The 16,413-nt window shown below is 62.1% G+C and carries 15 protein-coding genes; 13 read left to right on the forward strand and 2 right to left on the reverse strand.

Features of this window, described 5'->3' with window-relative positions:
* Positions 1 to 19 precede the first annotated feature (19 nt).
* The 8 genes from LHFGNBLO_RS19795 to LHFGNBLO_RS19830 all read left to right on the forward strand — a co-directional run bounded on the left by LHFGNBLO_RS19795 (position 20) and on the right by LHFGNBLO_RS19830 (position 9,182).
* Positions 20 to 1,312, forward strand: coding sequence for an efflux RND transporter periplasmic adaptor subunit (locus tag LHFGNBLO_RS19795; protein ID WP_258600934.1), 1,293 nt, complete (start codon positions 20 to 22; stop codon positions 1,310 to 1,312).
* A complete protein-coding gene (locus tag LHFGNBLO_RS19800) occupies positions 1,309 to 4,476 on the forward strand; it encodes an efflux RND transporter permease subunit (protein ID WP_258600935.1) in 3,168 nt (1,055 codons plus the stop codon). The genes LHFGNBLO_RS19795 and LHFGNBLO_RS19800 overlap by 4 nt, the downstream gene beginning before the upstream one ends.
* 128 nt (positions 4,477 to 4,604) lie before the next feature.
* Positions 4,605 to 5,210 (forward strand): nitrile hydratase subunit alpha, encoded by a 606-nt coding sequence (gene nthA / locus LHFGNBLO_RS19805; RefSeq protein ID WP_258600936.1) that lies wholly within the window; start codon positions 4,605 to 4,607, stop codon positions 5,208 to 5,210.
* Positions 5,207 to 5,866, forward strand: a complete 660-nt coding sequence (gene nthB / locus LHFGNBLO_RS19810; RefSeq protein ID WP_258600937.1) for a nitrile hydratase subunit beta — start codon at positions 5,207 to 5,209, stop codon at positions 5,864 to 5,866. Before nthA ends, nthB begins: the two co-directional genes overlap by 4 nt.
* Positions 5,853 to 6,197, forward strand: a complete 345-nt coding sequence (locus LHFGNBLO_RS19815; protein ID WP_258600939.1) for a nitrile hydratase accessory protein — start codon at positions 5,853 to 5,855, stop codon at positions 6,195 to 6,197. The genes nthB and LHFGNBLO_RS19815 overlap by 14 nt, the downstream gene beginning before the upstream one ends.
* 115 nt (positions 6,198 to 6,312) lie before the next feature.
* Complete coding sequence (locus tag LHFGNBLO_RS19820) at positions 6,313 to 7,212, forward strand: hypothetical protein (RefSeq protein ID WP_258600940.1); 900 nt, start codon at positions 6,313 to 6,315, stop codon at positions 7,210 to 7,212.
* 168 nt (positions 7,213 to 7,380) lie between these two features.
* The gene (locus LHFGNBLO_RS19825) at positions 7,381 to 8,508 is read left to right on the forward strand and encodes an ATP-dependent DNA helicase (RefSeq protein WP_258600941.1); all 1,128 of its coding nucleotides are present in this window, start codon (positions 7,381 to 7,383) and stop codon (positions 8,506 to 8,508) included.
* A gap of 53 nt (positions 8,509 to 8,561) precedes the next feature.
* Positions 8,562 to 9,182 (forward strand): hypothetical protein, encoded by a 621-nt coding sequence (locus tag LHFGNBLO_RS19830; RefSeq protein WP_258600943.1) that lies wholly within the window; start codon positions 8,562 to 8,564, stop codon positions 9,180 to 9,182.
* Positions 9,183 to 9,188: 6 nt separating this feature from the next.
* Here the strand turns inward: LHFGNBLO_RS19830 and LHFGNBLO_RS19835 are convergent, their stop codons facing one another.
* The gene (locus LHFGNBLO_RS19835; RefSeq protein WP_258600945.1) at positions 9,189 to 9,590 is read right to left on the reverse strand and encodes an STAS/SEC14 domain-containing protein; all 402 of its coding nucleotides are present in this window, start codon (positions 9,588 to 9,590) and stop codon (positions 9,189 to 9,191) included.
* 109 nt (positions 9,591 to 9,699) lie between these two features.
* Between LHFGNBLO_RS19835 and LHFGNBLO_RS19840 the strand changes: the two genes are divergently transcribed.
* From LHFGNBLO_RS19840 to LHFGNBLO_RS19850, 3 genes are all read left to right on the forward strand, one after another.
* The gene (locus LHFGNBLO_RS19840; RefSeq protein ID WP_258600947.1) at positions 9,700 to 10,440 is read left to right on the forward strand and encodes a pyridoxine 5'-phosphate synthase; all 741 of its coding nucleotides are present in this window, start codon (positions 9,700 to 9,702) and stop codon (positions 10,438 to 10,440) included.
* 103 nt (positions 10,441 to 10,543) lie between these two features.
* Positions 10,544 to 12,463 (forward strand): potassium transporter Kup, encoded by a 1,920-nt coding sequence (locus LHFGNBLO_RS19845; protein ID WP_258600948.1) that lies wholly within the window; start codon positions 10,544 to 10,546, stop codon positions 12,461 to 12,463.
* 34 nt (positions 12,464 to 12,497) lie between these two features.
* A complete protein-coding gene (locus LHFGNBLO_RS19850; protein ID WP_258600950.1) occupies positions 12,498 to 13,538 on the forward strand; it encodes an SDR family oxidoreductase in 1,041 nt (346 codons plus the stop codon).
* A 48-nt stretch (positions 13,539 to 13,586) separates the two neighbouring features.
* On the opposite strand, the gene LHFGNBLO_RS19855 is transcribed toward LHFGNBLO_RS19850, so the two are convergent.
* The gene (locus tag LHFGNBLO_RS19855) at positions 13,587 to 14,480 is read right to left on the reverse strand and encodes an SDR family oxidoreductase (protein WP_258600952.1); all 894 of its coding nucleotides are present in this window, start codon (positions 14,478 to 14,480) and stop codon (positions 13,587 to 13,589) included.
* Between the two features lie 138 nt (positions 14,481 to 14,618).
* Between LHFGNBLO_RS19855 and LHFGNBLO_RS19860 the strand changes: the two genes are divergently transcribed.
* Together LHFGNBLO_RS19860 and LHFGNBLO_RS19865 are read left to right on the forward strand one after the other, a co-directional pair.
* Positions 14,619 to 15,029: a winged helix-turn-helix transcriptional regulator gene (locus LHFGNBLO_RS19860; RefSeq protein ID WP_258600953.1), complete on the forward strand. Its 411-nt coding sequence runs from the start codon at positions 14,619 to 14,621 to the stop codon at positions 15,027 to 15,029.
* Positions 15,030 to 15,109: 80 nt separating this feature from the next.
* Positions 15,110 to 16,369: an FAD-dependent oxidoreductase gene (locus tag LHFGNBLO_RS19865; protein ID WP_258600954.1), complete on the forward strand. Its 1,260-nt coding sequence runs from the start codon at positions 15,110 to 15,112 to the stop codon at positions 16,367 to 16,369.
* Positions 16,370 to 16,413: the final 44 nt, after the last annotated feature.

Below are 16,413 nucleotides of genomic sequence, written 5' to 3' on the forward strand. Positions count from 1 at the left end.
GTCAGAGGGCTTGTTGTCGATGCGCGGAAAAATCGTCTTTGCAGTGATTGCGGTGATCTGCGTTGGGGGTGCCGGGCTCTACCTTTCGCCCACGGCGATGGGCAAGGTCAAACAACTGATTTCAGACCAGCAAGCGGCTGCGACCGACAATACAGACAAGACAGCCAAGGCATCAGACAAAGCTGGGGCAGGCGGGGGCGGGCGTTCGGCCTCGATCGTCTCCGCCACGGCTTCGACGGCCGATTTCCCGATCCGGCGCTATGCCATCGGATTTATCTCTTCTCCGGCCGTGGTCAGCATCAACGCCCGGGTATCGAGCCAGATCGTGTCGATCGCCGTCAGGGATGGGCAGATGGTGAAGGCCGGCGACCTGCTGTTCTCGCTGGATGACCGCGCGCTGAAGGCGCAGCTCGCGAAGGACCAGGCAGCACTCGCCAAGGACCAGGCAATGCTCGCCAGCTCGACGGCGGATCTTTCCCGCGCCAAGGACCTTGTCGCCAAGCAGGCCGGCACGCAGCAGACATACGATCAGGCGGTCGCGGCGCAAAAGGCGGCAGCGGCCACGGTCGACGCCGACAAGGCGACGCTCGATGCCGATATGGTCCAGCTCGGCTTTGCCACGATCACGGCGCCGATATCCGGCAGGCTTGGCGCGGTCAGCGTCGCCGTCGGCGATCTCGTCACCACGAGCAACGGCAACAGCAGCACCGCGACTCCGATGGTGACGATCACCCAAATGGACCCGCTGCAGGTTAACTTCAACCTTCCGGAAAGCGACCTTGCCTTGCTGCACAAGGCGCTGGCCAAACCGCTGCAGGGTGGAGTGACCCTGACCAAGGACGGCGATCCGACGCCGATCGGCAAGGGAACCCTCGATTTCGTCGATTCCAGCGTCGACACCGCCTCCGGCACGATCGCCACGCGGGCGAGCGTGCCGAACGCCGATCTTTCGTTGTGGCCGGGCCAGTATGTCAATGTCGTCATCGATGCCGGCATCATGCCGCAGATGACCTCGGTTCCCACCGTTGCCGTCCAGCCCAGCCAGAAGGGTCCGTTCGTCTACGTGATCAAGCCCGACAACACGGTGGAGATGCGGCCGGTGCAGGTGGCGCTGACCGAAGGCGAGAACAGCGCCATCAGCCAGGGCTTGAAGAGCGGCGAGCGTGTCGTGGTCGAAGGCCAGACCAGACTGAAGAACGGTGCAGCCGTCCACGAAGGCAAGGCGACCGCTGCCAGTGACCAGGTGGCTTCGAAGGTCGCCCAGGCTGACAAGGCCGGGGCGGCCGACAAGGCGAGCGAGGCGCGCCCATGATCTCCGAATTCTGCATCCGCAGGCCCGTCGCCACGCTGCTCATGTCGTTCGCCCTCATCCTGGGCGGGCTGTTTGCCTACAAGTTTCTGCCGGTGGCGGCGCTGCCCAGCGCCGAATTCCCGGTGGTCAACGTCTCGGCCCAACTGGCCGGTGCCTCGCCGGAAACCATGGCGACCTCGGTGGCAACACCACTGATCAAGCAGTTCGCCACCATCGCCGGCATCGATTCGATCTCGACCACCAACTCGCTCGGCCAGACCTCGATCGCCATCCAGTTCGTGCTCAACCGGGACATCGATGCAGCCGCCGCCGACGTGCAGGCGGCGATCGCGCGCACGCAGCGGCAATTGCCGCCGGAGATGACCAGCCCGCCGAGCTATCGCAAGGTCAATCCGGCCGACGCGCCGATCCTGTTGATGTCACTGGTCAGCGACACGGTCCCGCTGACCGATCTCGATGCCTTTGCCGAAAACGTCATCTCGCCGTCGCTGTCGACGCTCGACGGCGTGGCGCAGGTCTCGATCTTCGGCCAGCAGAAATATGCGGTGCGCGTCCAGATCGACCCCACGGCGCTTGCCGCGCGCGGCATCTCGATCGACCAGCTGCAGACTGCGATTGCCTCGGCAAACAGCAACACGCCGCTTGGCGTGCTGCAGAATAACCAGCAGCAGCTGACCATCACGGCCAACACACAGCTGGACAACGCGGCAGGGTTCTCCGATCTCATCATCGCCACCAAGAACGGTCATCCGGTGCGGCTGGGCGAGGTCACCCGCGTCATCGATTCGGTGCAGACTACGACGACGGCAAGCTGGTATGACGGCACCCGCGCCATCATAATGGCGGTGCAGCGTCAGCCCGATGCAAATACGGTCGACGTGGTCGATCACGTCAAGGCGATGCTGCCGTCCTTCCAGGACCAGATGCCGGCTGCCTCCAGCATCAAGCTGCTCAATGATCGCTCGACTTCGATTCGCGCCGCCGTCAGCGATGTGCAGTTCACGCTGCTGCTCACCATCGCCCTGGTGATCATGGTGATCTTCGTCTTCCTGCGCCGTGTGACGGCGACCATCATTCCGGCAGTAGCGGTGCCGATCTCGCTGATCGCCACGCTCGGTGCGATGTTCCTGTTCGGCTTTTCCATCGACAACATATCGCTGATGGGCCTGACGCTGGCGGTCGGGCTCGTCGTCGACGACGCCATCGTCATGCTGGAAAACATCTTCCGCCACATGGAGGAAGATGGACTCTCGGCCTTCGACGCATCGCTGAAGGGCGCACGCGAGATCGGCTTCACCATCATCTCGATCTCGATCTCGCTGGTGGCGGTTTTTATCCCGGTGCTTTTGATGGGCGGGGTGATCGGCCGCATCTTCAACGAGTTCGCCGTCGTGGTGACGGTCGCCATCCTGGCGTCGATGTTCGTCTCGCTGACGCTGACGCCGATGCTATGCTCGCGGCTGTTATCGGTGTCGAAGGCGGAGCGGGAAGCCGCGCATGGCGACGGCCACAGGCACGACTTCTTCACGCGTGGCTATGACCGGGTTCTGACCTTCTGTCTCAGGCACACTTTCCTGGTGTTCCTCGTCTTCGTCGGAACGGCCGCGGCGTCGGTCTGGCTGATCGAGATTTCGCCAAAAGGCTTCTTCCCACAGGAAGATATCGGCCAGATCTCGGTGACGACCATCGCGCGCCAGGACATTTCCTTCGATGCCATGGCCAAGCTGCAAGGCCAGGTGGCCAATGTCTTCTCGCATTCGCCCTATGTCGACCATGTGGCGTGGTCGGCCGGCAGCGGCGGCAATGCGCTCAACCAGGGTCAGCTGTTCGTGCAACTGAAAGACAAGGACAAGCGCCCCGACATCGAGAAGGTGTTGTCGGATCTGAGGCGGCAACTGGCCAATGTGGCGGGCATCGAAACCTACATGCAACCGGTGCAGAACCTCCGGCTCGGCTCGCGGTCTTCCGCCAGCGCCTATCAGCTGGTGGTGCAGGGCCTGGATACCGGCCAGACCGACATCTGGGCGCAGAAGCTGAACGACGCGATGGCTGCCGATCACTCGCACTTCACCGATGTCACCAGCGATTTGCAGAACAACGCGCTGCAGGCGTCGCTGGTCGTCGATCGCGACAAGGCGGCGAATCTCGGCATCGATACCGATACGCTGCGCTCCAGCCTCTATGGCGGGTTCGGTACCGAGCAGGTTTCGACGATCTTCGGCTCGGCCGACAGCTACGAGGTCATCATGGAGCTCGATCCCAAGATCGAGTGGTCGCCTGAGCGCATGCTGGCCATCCAGGTGAGGACAGCGAGTGGCAGCCTGGTTCCGCTTGGCGCCTTCGCCCGCGTCGACCGCACCGCCGGCGCGCTGACCGTCAACCAGCTCGGGCAGCTTCCGGCCGTGACCATCTCGTATAATTTGCCGGAGGGCGTTGCGCTTGGCGACAGCACGACCCGCATCAACGCGCTGAAAGAGCAGATCGGCATGCCGACGGCGATCTCGACCAGCTTCGCCGGCACGGCCAAGACGTTCGAGGATTCGCTAGCCAACCAGGGCCTGCTGATCGGCGGCGCCATCCTCACCATCTACATCGTTCTTGGCATACTCTACGAGAGCTTCATCCATCCGCTCACCATCCTGACCGGCCTGCCTTCGGCAGTGCTTGGGGCCGTGGTCGCGCTGCGGTTCGCCGGCATGGACCTTTCCGTCATCGCTGTGATCGGCATCCTGATGCTGATCGGCATCGTCAAGAAGAACGGCATCATGATGGTCGATGTCGCGCTGGAACTTCGACGAGAAGGCATGTCGGCGACCGAGTCCATCCATAAGGCCTGCTTGATGCGGTTCCGGCCGATCATGATGACGACGCTTGCCGCGCTGATGGGCACGTTCCCGATTGCACTCGGCACCGGTGCAAGTGCTGAACTGCGCCAGCCGCTCGGCGTCGCCGTGGTCGGCGGGCTTCTGGCTTCGCAGGCGCTGACACTGTTCGTCACACCGGTGATCTATGTCTATTTCGAGAATTTCTCCGGCTGGCTGCTTGGCGCTTTCTCGTGGCGTAAGAAGCGACCGGCGCTGCATGCAGTCGAAACCGGCGAGCAGCCTTCCTTATTCGGCCCGGAGGACCGGATCGTCGAACCGCAAAAGGCGGCCGCCGAATAAGGCAATATCGCACGTCAGAAAACAAATCTGAGAGTAAAGCGAATCGAGGAAGCGCCGTTTCGCGTTAAGCGTCCTTGGCACAAGGAGTCGTGCTTGCGGCTAAGCGCTGGCGCTCCTAATTTGGGGTCATGGCCCACGATCATGACCACGACAACGAACTCGATCCTTTTGCCGCCCGGGTGCGCGCACTGGAAACTATTCTCACCCAGAAAGGGTTGATCGATCCGGCGGCGATCGACGTCATCGTCGAAACCTACGAGACAAAAATCGGCCCGCGCAACGGCGCCAAGGTTGTGGCCAAGGCCTGGGCCGATCCGGAGTTCGCCGCCAGGCTGACGCGCGATGCGACGGCTGCGATCGAATCGCTCAGCTATACCGGCCGTCAGGGTGAGCACATGCAGGCGGTCTTCAACAGCGAGGACACGCACAACCTCGTCGTCTGCACGCTCTGCTCCTGCTATCCTTGGTCGGTGCTCGGGCTGCCGCCGGTCTGGTACAAGGCGCCGCCTTACCGGTCGCGGGCGGTGATCGATCCGCGCGGGGTGCTTGAGGAATTCGGGCTGACCTTGCCGGCGGGGAAAAAGATCCGCGTCTGGGATTCGACCGCCGAGCTGCGCTATCTCGTGGTGCCGATGAGACCCGAGGGCACCGAGGGCTGGAGCGAGGAGCAACTCGCCGATCTGGTGACGCGCGATGCGATGATCGGCACCGGCCTGGCGAGGCAACCGGCATGAACGGGCCGCACGATCTCGGCGGGCAGATGGGTTTCGGGCCAATCGCGCCCGAAAAGGACGAGCCGTATTTCCATGCCGCTTGGGAAAGGCGGGCGCTCGGCGTGACTCTCACCGCCGGCGCCATGGGCGCCTGGAACATCGACGAGAGCCGGCACGCGCGGGAATCGCTGCATCCCGCCGACTACTATGCGTCCAGCTACTACCAGATCTGGATCAAGGCGCTTGAGGTGCTGCTCAAGCGGCACGGCTTCGTCAGCGACCGCGATCTCAAGGGCGGCCAGGCAATAGATCCTGCCGCGACACCCAAGAGGGTGCTCCAGGCGGAAAACGTGCCGGCGGCGCTGGCCAAGGGCGGACCTTGCGACCGGCCGGTCGCCACGCTGGCGCGCTTCAAGGCGGGCGATCATGTGCGGACGAAGACTTTTCATCCGACCGGCCACACCCGGCTGCCGCGCTATGCGCGCGGCAAGCAGGGAATTATCGAGGCGGTGCGCGACGCTTTCGTCTTTCCAGACAGCAATGCGCATGGACGCGGCGAAAACCCGCAATGGGTCTATACCGTCGTGTTTGCAGGGCCGGAGATCTGGGGCGAGGGCGCCGACCCGACGCTGACCGTTTCGATCGACGCCTGGGAGAGCTATCTTGAGCCGGCATGAGGGCACGTTGCCGGCCGGTTTCGACGAGCCGGTGTTCGCCGAACCGTGGCAGGCCGAAGCCTTCGCCATGACGGTGGCGCTGCACGACAAGGGCCTGTTTTCCTGGATCGAATGGGCTGATGCGCTGTCCGCAGAGGTGAAGAAGCCGGGTGCTGCAAGCGACGGGCATGACTATTACGAGCATTGGCTGGCAGCACTGGAAAAGTTGCTGTCGGCGAAGGGTGTCGCCGGCAAGAGCGATGTCGACACACTCGCCGCCGCCTGGGAACGCGCTGCGCATGCCACGCCGCACGGCAAGCCGATTTTGTTGGAGAACGATCCGGGGTCCTGACAATAACGTACGGCCTAAACGACATCATTGGGCCAATTTAGACTTCCTTTATGCTGCTCTGGATTTCGCTGCCTGTCCGGTTGTAAATATTGACGCTTCAGGCGACATTATTGCCATGATGGAGATCGCTTCAGCGCCCTGGCCTTTACTGAAAATTGCGATCGAGCCGAAGTCGGAGGCCGATGAAGAAAAGCTGCGTATCGCCTTGTCGAGCCTTGCGGATGAGGATCTCGGCTTCCGCTTCACATGGGACGAGGAAGCTGGGCAAACAATTGTCTCCGGCAACGCCGAGCTTCAGCTTGATCTTATCATCCATCGCTTGGTTAACGAGTTCGAGGTCGCCCTGAATATCAGTGCTCCGGATGTGGCTTATCGCGAGACGATCACCCGCAAGCACGAACAGGATTACACGCACAAGAAGCAGTCACATGGGATGGGTCAGTTTGCCCGCGTGAAGCTGCTGTTCGAGCCGAATGGGCACGATCCGGAGTTCGTGTTTGTGTCGAGGATTCCCAATGGCGCGGTTCGCGATGAGCATGCCGTCGGCGTCGAAAAAGGAGTGCGCGGTGTCCTGGTCTCCGGCCCCTTTGCCGGTTCTCCGATGATCGGGTTGAAGGCGACGTTGGTCGATGGCGCCTTTCATCAAACCGACTCCTCGGCTTTGGCCTTCGAGATCGCCGGTCGTGCCTGTTTCAGGGAAGCCGCGCCCAGGCTTGGCGTGCAACTGCTCGAGCCGATCACGGAGGTCGAGGTGGTCACGCCGGAATATTCGGTCCGCGGCATAGTCAGGGATTTGAGGGGCCGTCGCGGCAGAATTCAGGGTCAGGAAGGCCTGGGGACCGACGTCAAGATCGACGCGTTGGTGCCGCTTACCACCATGTTCAAGCTGGAGGATACGCTGCGGTTGCTTTCGAAAGGGCAAGCGCGTTTGAGTGTCCGCTATTTCGGATACGCCCCAGTTCCGGGGCCGTTTCCAGACGACGAACCGCCGCCCGCAGTGGCTGCCTACGGCTGACAGTTTTTTACCGAGACCTGATTTCGGAAGAAGGGATTTTGTTCCCTTTACGTTCTTGTTTTTGACTGATAGCTTATTCCGTTGTAGGCGCTGCGTTCGCCGCCGACTGCGGCAGATATGCCGGCGGCCAAGCTTGTCTTTCTCTCGCGAATCCGGTCTGTCGAACCGATGGAATTCTCTCCCCAACAGGATGAGGCGCTGCAGGCGGTGGCGCGCTGGCTCAAGGAAGGCCGGCCGCAGATCTTCCGGCTGTTCGGCTATGCCGGCACCGGCAAGACGACGCTGGCGCGTTATTTCGCCGAGCATGTCGAAGGCCAGGTGCAGTTTGCTGCCTTCACCGGCAAGGCGGCGCAGGTGCTGCGTTCCAAGGGCGCGGTCAATGCCCGCACCATCCATTCGCTGATCTACCGGCCGAAGGGCGAGGAATCGGTGTCGGACGAGGTTACCGGCAAGACCTCGATGACGCCGACCTTTTCGCTCAATCGGCAAAGCCCGATCTCACGGGCCAAGCTTGTCGTCATCGACGAATGCTCGATGGTCGACGAGCAACTCGGCCGCGACCTGATGAGCTTCGGCACGCCGATCCTCGTTCTGGGCGACCCCGGCCAGTTGCCACCTATCTCGGGCGGCGGTTTCTTCACCGACCATGAGCCGGATGTCCTGCTCACCGAAATCCACCGGCAGGCGCGCGACAACCCGATCATCCGGCTGGCGCTCGACGTGCGCGAGGGCCGCGAGTTCATGCGCGGCGACTATGGCACGGCGCAGGTGATCGGCAAGGAAGACGTCACCCAGGAGCTGGTGCTGAAGGCGGACCAGGTGCTGGTCGGCACCAACCGCACGCGGCGCCGCTACAATCAGCGGCTGCGCGAGCTGAAAGGGTTCAATGCCGACTATCCGCAGGCCGGCGACAAGCTGGTCTGCCTGCGCAACGACCCGGCCAAGGGGCTGCTCAACGGCTCGCTGTGGAAGGTGATGACCTCGTCGCGCGAGACGGTGAAGCCCGGCATCAATCTGCTGGTGTCACCGGAGGAGGACGATCCGGATCGCGGTGTCGCCAAGATCAAGTTGCTCAAGGCGGCGTTCGAGGATCCGGACGCCGATATCCCCTGGCAGCAGAAAAAGCGCTTCGACGATTTCGATTACGGCTACGCGCTGACCGTGCATAAGGCGCAGGGTTCGCAGTGGAACAACATCGTGCTTTTCGACGAAAGCTGGGCGTTCAAGGAAACCCGCCAGCGCTGGCTCTACACCGCGATCACACGGGCGGCCGAGCGTTTGACGATAGTGCGATAGGCCGGGAGACGGAACCGCTTCCAGACGGAAACATCATGGTCTAGTTTCCGATCATGGCGCGGGTCTTCAAACAGGCTGTCAGTCTCGGACCCGTTTGCCGGGGAAAATTCCATATCAAGAAAGTCCTGGCCTACGGCGGAAAACGCGGCGTCTTCGACGGGCAGGTCACGCCGCCGTCGGCTCTGATCGAATATTTGCGACGGGATTTTGTCGGAATGTTCGAGCGCGACGATTTGTATATCGAGAACAAAAGGGTCTTCAACCGCCGTTTCGGCACCAACCACATTCACGAATTTCCCGAGGACGTGACCGAAGCGACGCTGGATCTATTGTATCCGGAAGCGCGCCGGAAACACGATGTCTGGTGCGCGAACACGAGGAAGGCACTGACCTGCGGGCTCTCGACCTTGTTCGTGTTGAGCCGGCCCGTGGCGAAGCCCGATCTGGCCGAGATCACAGACCTTGTTCAGGGAATGGCGCCGCGCAGAAAGTTCCTGCTGCTGCCATCTCCCGAAGACGACAGCGGCGACGATTGGACAGGCAATCACGCATTGTGGCGGGATCATTTGTCTCGCTTCATGATCCGTCCGCCATTGCTGACAAGGGCAAAATTTTGGATTCATCAAATGCGCAAGAACCGGCACCGCAGAAAGGCCAGATCGGCTGGCGCGTGATTCTCATCACGTTTGGGCAATCGGACTGGCGCCGAGCCATTGCCAGGCGGCTGCTTCGTCTTGGGCTGTGAAATGCCTGAGTTCGGGCAGTGAAGCAGCGAAGAAGCCTTGGGCGTAGGGTATCCAGTCCGGCTCGCCGATCGCCGCGCAGCGGCCGACATGCGCCACCGCATGGGCCGTGCCCTGTTCGAGCGTCTCGTCCGACATGTCTGCCCAGTCGACGCCATCGTGATCTACCAGGCGCACCAGCACGTCGATTTTGGAATGCAGGGCGTAGGCAGCCTCCAGCAGGCCGAACAGGTTTTCCGCGTCGGCCGCTGTGACATGGCCGACGACGTCGATGGCAAAGAGGTCTTCACGGTTGGTATCGATACGGCGGATCGCCGGTACGGAGTCGAGAAAATTCATTGGCTGTCCTCTGCTTGCAGGTCGATACCTGACTGGAACACCCGAAACCCCCTGTCTGTTCCCGTCAAAGCCAGTATAGATGCGCTGCCAAAAACCGGATCCAAAGCCCATGCCTGCAAAGCTTTCCGTCAATCTCAACGCCATCGCCATGCTGCGCAACCGGCGCGACCTGCCGTGGCCGAGCGTGATCGGGCTCGGTCGCCTTGCCCTTGCCGCCGGTGCGCATGGGCTGACGGTGCATCCGCGCCCCGACGAAAGGCACACGCGGCACTCCGACTTGCCGGAGATAAGGGCGCTGATCGACGACGAGTTTCCCAAGGCGGAGTTCAACATCGAGGGCTATCCGAACGAGGATTTCCTGGCGCTTGTGGAAAAGCACCAGCCGGAACAGGTGACGCTGGTGCCGGACGATCCTGCCCAGGCGACCTCCGATCATGGCTGGAACTTTGCCGCCGAGGCTGCGTTCCTCACTCCCATCGTCAGGCGCCTGAAAAAGGGGGGCTTTCGTGTATCGCTGTTTTCCGATTCCGACCCTGAAGGCGTGACGGCCGCGCGTGATACCGGCGCCGACCGGGTCGAGCTCTATACGGGTCCTTACGGCAGCTATCATTCCGATACCGCAAAGGCAGCGAAGGAGCTGGAAAGATTGGGAAAAACCGCCGACGCCGCACTTGCCGCCGGGCTCCAGGTCAATGCCGGGCACGATCTGGTGGTGAAGAACCTGCCGGCACTGGTAAAGCGCATCCCGGCATTGGCCGAAGTGTCGATAGGACATGGGTTGACAGCCGATGCGTTGGAGTATGGCATGGCCGGTACGGTGGGACGGTTTCTCGGGGCATGCGGGTGGTAGAGATGAGAGCCTCGCGTTGCCGGCATGACAGCCATAACGCGGCGGCACTTGATATTGCATTGCAGCAAGCGTAGAGCACCGCGCGCATATCGGAGTGTCGCCCATGGCCCTTGCCAATGCTGGTAGTGAGGCAGAACCCGTCGAACAATCGAGCCATCCAGAGATCGAACAGCACAGCACCAAGGTGTTGATGCTGGGCGCGCTCGGTGTGGTTTATGGCGATATCGGCACTAGCCCGATTTACGCGTTCCGTGAGGCATTGCATGCATCATCCGGCGGCAATGTCGCCGAGCGCGGCGACATTCTCGGCGTGCTGTCGCTGATCATCTGGTCGCTGGCCATTATCGTCACCATCAAATACATCATGTTCGTGCTAAGGGCCGACAACCGCGGTGAGGGCGGGGTGCTGTCGCTAATGGCACTGGCACGCGGCAGTTTGCCGAAGCGGTCGGCATTGATCCTCGGCGTCGGCATAGTCGGCGCCTCGCTGTTCTTTGGTGACGCCGTCATCACGCCGGCAATCTCGGTGCTTTCCGCGGTCGAGGGCATGAATGTCGTCACGCCGACGTTTCAGCCCTATGTGGTGCCGCTGACATTGCTCATTCTCGCCATGGTGTTCGCGGTGCAACGGTTCGGCACGGGCGGCGTGGGCTTGGTGTTCGGCCCGGTGACGGCCGTATGGTTCCTGGCCATCGGGCTTTCCGGCCTGAACCACATCATGGACGACCCGGAAATCCTGCTGGCGGTCAGCCCGCACTACATCGTTGCCTTCCTGATCAATTCGCCTGACGTCGCCTTCGTTACGATAGGTGCTATCTTCCTGGCCGTCACCGGCGCCGAGGCGCTCTATGCCGATCTTGGCCATTTCGGGCGCAAGCCCATCGTGCTCGCCTGGCTGGCGATCGTGTTCCCTTGCCTGCTGCTCAACTATGCCGGGCAGGGCGCGTTCGTGCTGGCGCATGGTGGCGTCGTCGGGCATCCCTTCTTCGAGATGAACCAGGGATGGACGCTTATCCCGATGGTGGTGCTGGCGACGGCGGCAACCGTGATCGCCAGCCAGGCGGTGATTTCCGGCGCCTTTTCGCTGACCAGGCAGGCGGTGCAGCTCAACATGCTGCCGCGGCTGGAAATCCTGCATACGTCGGAAAGACAATCCGGCCAGATCTACATGCCGCGCGTCAATCTGCTGCTGGCGCTGACGGTGATGCTGCTGGTCGTCGGTTTCGGCGAATCGAGCAGGCTTGCCTCGGCCTACGGTATTTCAGTCACCGGCAACATGCTGGTGACGACGGTTCTGCTCTTTGTCGTTATGACCCGTATCTGGAAATGGCGGCTCTGGGTGGCAGTTGCGATGACGGCGTTGTTCGCCTTCATCGATATAGGCTTCTTTGCCTCCAACATCGTCAAGGTTTTCGAAGGCGGCTGGGCTTCGCTGGCAGTGGCCTTTGCCGTCATTTTGGCCATGTGGACCTGGGTGCGGGGCAGCCGCTATCTGTTCGACAAGACCCGCCGCAACGAGATCCCGCTCGATTTCTTGGCTGGCAATCTGTTGAAGAAGAAGCCGCAACTGGTTTCGGGCACGGCCGTGTTCCTGACCAGCGATCCGCTCAGCGCCCCGACCGCGTTGATGCACAGCCTGAAGCACTACAAGGTGCTGCACGAACAGAACGTCATCCTTTCGGTGGTGACGGCGCCGCAGCCGGTGGTGCCCGACAGCGAACGCGTCAAGATGGAGACGGTCAACGAACTGTTCATGCGGGTGACGCTGACCTTCGGTTACATGGAACAGCCCAACATTCCACGCGCGCTGGCGATCTGCCGCAAGCAGGGCTGGAAGTTCGATATCATGACCACGTCGTTCTTCCTGTCGCGGCGCTCGCTCAAGGCCTCGCCCAATTCCGGCATGCCGGTGTGGCAGGACAAGTTGTTCATCGGACTGGCGCGCACGGCGGCCGATGCAACGGAGTATTTCCAGATCCCGACCGGGCGCGTGGTCGAGATCGGAACGCAGGTGGCGATTTGAGGGTCTCGAATCCATAGATCATCGCGGAGGGGGCATGAGCGGCGAACTGGTGCTTGTTACCGGCGGATCGGGTTTCCTCGGCGCCCACTGCATCCTGGCTCTGCTCGATGCTGGCTACCGTGTGCGCACGACGGTGCGATCGAGCACGCGTGAAGCCGATGTTCTCGCCATGCTCAGGGTGAGCGGCACCGAGCCCGGCGAGACGCTTTCCTTTGCCTATGCCGATCTGATGACCGACACGGGTTGGCCGGAAGCAGTCGCCGGATGCGAGTATGTTCTTCATGTCGCTTCGCCGTTCCCGCCCGGTGTGCCCAAGCATGAAGACGAGCTGATCATTCCGGCTCGCGAAGGGGCCCTGCGCGTGCTGCGGGCCGCGCGCGATGCAGGCGTCAAGCGTGTCGTTCTCACCTCGTCCTTTGCTGCCGTAGGCTATGGCCAGGTGCCGGTAGCCGGCCACCCTTTCACGGAAGAGAACTGGACCGACCTGACGGCCAAGGTGAGCGCCTATGTGAAATCGAAAACACTGGCGGAGCGGGCGGCCTGGGATTTCATTGCCGGTCAAGGCGGCGCGTTGGAGTTGGCGGTCGTCAACCCGGTCGGGATATTCGGACCGGTCCTGGGACCGGATCATTCGACCTCCACGGAGTTCATAAGACGCCTGCTGGACGGCGAGATGCCAGGTCTGCCACGCATGCTGTTCGGGGTGGTCGACGTGCGGGACGTAGCCGATCTGCATCTGCGCGCCATGACCAATCCGCTTGCCAAGGGCGAGCGGTTCCTGGCTATCAGCGGTGATTTCATGACGATGCTGGAAATTGTACAAACGCTGAGAGCGCGGATGGGTGATGCGGCGTCGCGCGTTCCAACGAGAGTGCTGCCGGATTGGCTGGTGAGGCTCGTGGGTCTATTCGACGGGCAAGCGGCCCAAATCGTGACGGAGTTGGGCAAGGCCAGGAACGCAACGAGTGCGAAGGCCACGCGCCTGCTCGGTTGGGCGCCGCGTTCACGGGAAGACGCCCTCGTTGCGACCAGCGAAAGCCTGATCCAGCTGGGGCTGATCAAGAAATCGAAATAGTGGTGCGGGAAGCCGAACTCTAGGAATTCGGCTTCCCCATCACAGATGTTAGCCGGCCAATGCGACCTTGTTGGCCTCGAGGAACTGCTTCAGCGTTTGCGGCTTCCTGCCGGAAAGCGTTTCGACCGCGTCCGTCACCATGGCGATGCGGCCTGAGCGCGTGTTGGCGTCGAAGGAAACGATGACGTGAGCGAACTCCTCGGGAACGCCGGCCGCCTTCACGCCTTCGGTCAGCGCCGCGTCGGGCAGCTGGATGACTTCCAGCGGTTTGCCGGTGACTTCGCTGACCAGGGCGGCGATCTCGGCCGTCGTGTAGGCTTGCGGGCCAGTCAGCGTATAGGTGTTACTATCGGTCGAGCCGGAAGCGAGGCCTGCGGCGATCGCCGCGGCCATGTCGTCGCGCGCACCATGGGCGATGCGGCCGTCGCCTGCGGAGGTGTACCACTGTCCCGAGGCAATGGCGTGCGGCAGCGCCATGAACAGGTTCTCCTGGTACCAGCCGTTGCGGAAGATCGTATAGGGGATGCCGCTGGCCTTGATCGCCTGCTCGGTGCTGTAGTGGTCGCCGGCAAACAGCACGGGTGAAACCGGCTCCGGATTGGGCATCGAGGTGTAAAGCAGGTGTGAGACGCCTGCCTTCTTGGCAGCGGCCACCGCCGCCTCATGCTGCTTCAGACGCCTGCCGCTTTTGATATCGAGATCGCTGGTCGAGATGATCAGCACCCTGTCCGCGCCCTTGAATGCGTTTTCCAGCGAGGCCGCGTCGTTGAAGTCGGCGGCTCTGACAATGACGCCGCGCGCTGCCAGATCAGCCACGCCTTCGGGATTGCGGGTGGTGGCGATGATCTTTGCCGGCGGCACTTTATGCGTGTCCAGGAGATAGTTGATGACGCCGCGGCCGAGCTGGCCGGCGGCGCCGGTTACGAGAAGGGTTTCGGTCATTGGAGGTCCTGTCGTTGCGCCGAAGCGGCGAATGCCTATATGTCAGTCTCAAAAAGAGACCAGCACTAAAATAGGAATTGACCGACGCTCGTAAAGAAGGCAGTTTTTCGGGAGGTAGGCACAGGCAAGGAACCAGCGATGGACAGCAGCATCGTCAATCTGAGATCGAAACTTGAGATCTACAAAGCGCAAAGCGGTGGCGGAAATCTTGCCGACTGCCCGGTGCGCGATGTGATCCAGGGCATCAGCAGCCGATGGAGTTCGCTGTTGATGATGGCGCTCGCCGAGAAGCCCTATCGCTTCGGTGAATTGCGGCGGCTCGTCCCTGACATATCGCAGCGCATGCTCACCCAGACGCTGCACGATTTGCAGCGCGACGGTTATGTGCATCGCCAGGTGTTCCCAACGAAACCACCAAGCGTCGAATACAGCCTTACCGATCTCGGACGTTCGATGTTCGGCGCCTTGCATCAGTTGATTCAGTGGGCCGAGCTCAACCACGATGCGGTTCGCAGCGCACGCTCTGTTTTCGACGCTGCGGAGACTTGAATCGATCGGCGCTCAGGGTGGCGGCTTGATTTGACGATACCGCTGAAGGATTGTCCGGCCTGGGCTGGATTCGGCGGGCAATGGGCATTTCTCTCGACATCGCGATTGCCGGGGCAGGCCCGGCCGGTCTGGCTACCGCGCTCTATCTCAAGCGCTCTGGTCACCGGGTCACCGTCTTCGAGCGCTTCGACGAGCCAAAGCCGGTCGGTTCCGGGCTGATCCTGCAGCCGACCGGGCTGACAGTGCTTGCCGACCTCGGTCTGCTCGACGACATCCTGGCGCTGGGCAGCAGGATCGACCGCTTGCATGGCGCCGACGCCAAAACCGGCCGCACCGTGCTCGACGTCCGCTACGATGCTCAGCGCGGCCGTCGTTTCGGGCTGGCGGTGCACCGGGCGGCCTTGTTCGGCGTGCTTTTCCGCGCCGCTACGCGCGAAGCGATCGCCATTGAAACCAGCACCGAGATCGAGACACTCGAGATCGGCGAACGGGCGATGCTGATCTGCGCCAACGGGCGAAGGACGGGTCCGTTCGACCTGGTCGTCGATGCCAGCGGCTCGCGTTCCAGACTGCGTCAATATCTCAAAGATCCGGGTGAGCCGCGTCCGCTCGCCTATGGCGCGTTCTGGGCGTCGCTCGGGTGGCGGGGTGAGGGTTTTGACGAGCACGCGCTGTTGCAGCGCTATGACCAGGCTAGTGTGATGGTTGGTGTGCTACCAATTGGCCGGCCCGAACCTGGTGCTGAGAAGATGGCGGCCTTCTTCTGGAGCCTGAAGCCGGCGGACGCCGAGCGCGTGCGGGCACTGGGCCTCGACGCATGGAAGGCGAGGGTGATCGGGCTGTGGCCCGAATGCGCTGTTTTCACCAGCCAGATCGACAGTTTCGACCAGCTTTCGCTGGCGCGCTATGGCCATCACACGATGAAGGCGCCGGCTGGCCGGCGACTTGCGGTGATCGGCGACGCGGCGCATTCGACCAGTCCGCAACTCGGGCAAGGGGCGAACATGGCGCTGCTCGACGCAGCGGCGCTCAGCCATGCGCTTACGCAGGCAGGCAGCGTTGATGCCGCGCTGGAGACCTATGTCAGGGCGCGGCGGTGGCATGTGCGGGTCTTCCAGGCGCTGTCGCTGGCATTCACGCCATTTTACCAATCCGACTCAGTGGCGCTGCCCTTCATCCGCGACAGGCTGGTGGCGACCATTGCAAAGATCCCGCCGGCACCACAGTTCCTCGCTTCGATGGTGGCCGGAACCATGATCGATCCGTTCAGCCGGATCGGGCTTGTTGAAGCGCAGTGGGATTTTGGCCAAAATCCGGATCGTGATACGACTGCATCATAGAGTTTTCGCCTCGGATTGATCAGCGTGAACACTGTCATGTCCCT

It is taken from the genome of Mesorhizobium sp. AR10, assembly GCF_024746795.1.
GTDB lineage: Bacteria > Pseudomonadota > Alphaproteobacteria > Rhizobiales > Rhizobiaceae > Mesorhizobium.